The sequence below is a fragment of the Streptomyces sioyaensis genome, from assembly GCF_004122735.1.
GTDB classification, from domain to species: Bacteria; Actinomycetota; Actinomycetes; order Streptomycetales; family Streptomycetaceae; genus Streptomyces; species Streptomyces sioyaensis.
In genome coordinates, this window is the sequence record NZ_SDIF01000275.1 from 1 (window position 1) to 1,358 (window position 1,358).

Here is a 1,358-nt window from a genome sequence, read left to right on the forward strand (position 1 = left end):
GTGGGGTCTGGGATGACGGGTTGATTGCGCGGCGGGCGCGGGATGTGGGGGTGTCCCGGTCGGGAGTGCGGGACGGAGTGAGCGGGATGCGGGTGGAGTCGGCGGTTGCGGCGGGGGTGGCCTCGTCCGCCGGGGACCGTGGCGACGGGACGCGGGGGAGGACGGGCGGACGGGCGGGGGCCGCGGCCCGGGACGGGGAAGCGGGCTCCGGCGAGGTGTTTACCGCGTCGCGTGCCGAGGCACGTGCGGAGGGCATGGCCCGTCCGCGGCGGTCGAGGGGCGGGGAAGGCATGGCGGAGGGGAGCGGGTACCGGTGGGCCGAGGACGGCGGGCGGCAGGCCGTGCGGGGCGGGCTGCGCGGTCGGTTGGATGCGTTGCGGGAGCTGATCGCGCTGTCCCGTACCCGCCTGGACGGGCGGGCGCTGGAGGGTGCGGGGCGGGTGCTGGAGACGGCGGACGAGCGGTACCGGCTGTCCGGTGAGCACACCGTCGTCGCTCTCGCGGGGGCGACCGGCAGCGGTAAGTCGTCGCTGTTCAACGCGCTGGCCGGGGCGAATCGTTCGCAGGTCGGGCCGCGACGGCCGACGACCGCGGAGCCGGTGGCCTGCGTCTGGCCGGGCAGCCGGCCGGGCGCGGAGGGGCTGTTGCACCGGCTGGGTGTGCCCTCCCATCGTCGGCACGCCCCGGCGGACGGCAACGCCGAGCTGCGCGGACTCATTCTGATCGACCTGCCCGACCACGACTCCTCGGCCACCGAGCACCGCGCCCAGGTGGACCGGATGCTGGAGCTGGTGGACGCGGTGATCTGGGTCGTGGACCCGGAGAAGTACGCCGATGCGGTGCTGCACGAGCGGTATTTGCGGCCGCTGGCGGGCTACGCGGAAGTCATGTTCGTCGTCCTCAACCAGGTGGACCGGCTGCCGGGGGACGCCGCCGACCAGGTGGTGGACGATCTGCGCCGGTTGCTGGACGAGGACGGGCTGGCGCTGGGGGAGCACGGTGAGCCCGGGGCGGCGGTGCTTGCGCTCTCCGCCGCGACCGGCAAGGGCGTAGGGGAACTGCGGGAGGCGCTGGGCCAGTTCGTCGCGGAGCGGGGGGCGGCGGACCGGCGGCTGGCGGCCGATGTGGACGCGGCCGCCGAACGGCTGCGGTCGGTGTACGTCGCACAGTGCCCGGTCGGGCTGACCGAACAGGCCCGGGCGGAGTTCGACGACCGGCTGGCCGAGGCGGTGGGGGCGGTGGCCACCGGGCGTGCGGCGGAACGCGATTGGCTGCGCCATGCCGAGCGCGCGTGCGGGTCACCGTGGGCGCGGCTGCGTGGGCGGCGGGGAGGACGGGGGAGCCGGTGGGACAACCCC

At 75.9% G+C, this 1,358-nt stretch carries 1 protein-coding gene; it reads left to right on the forward strand.

Going from position 1 to position 1,358, the window contains the following annotated elements:
• Nucleotides 1-290: 290 nt before the first annotated feature.
• A partial coding sequence (locus tag EST54_RS33835; RefSeq protein WP_174857570.1) for a YfjP family GTPase occupies nucleotides 291-1,358 on the forward strand: 1,068 nt, incomplete at its 3' end.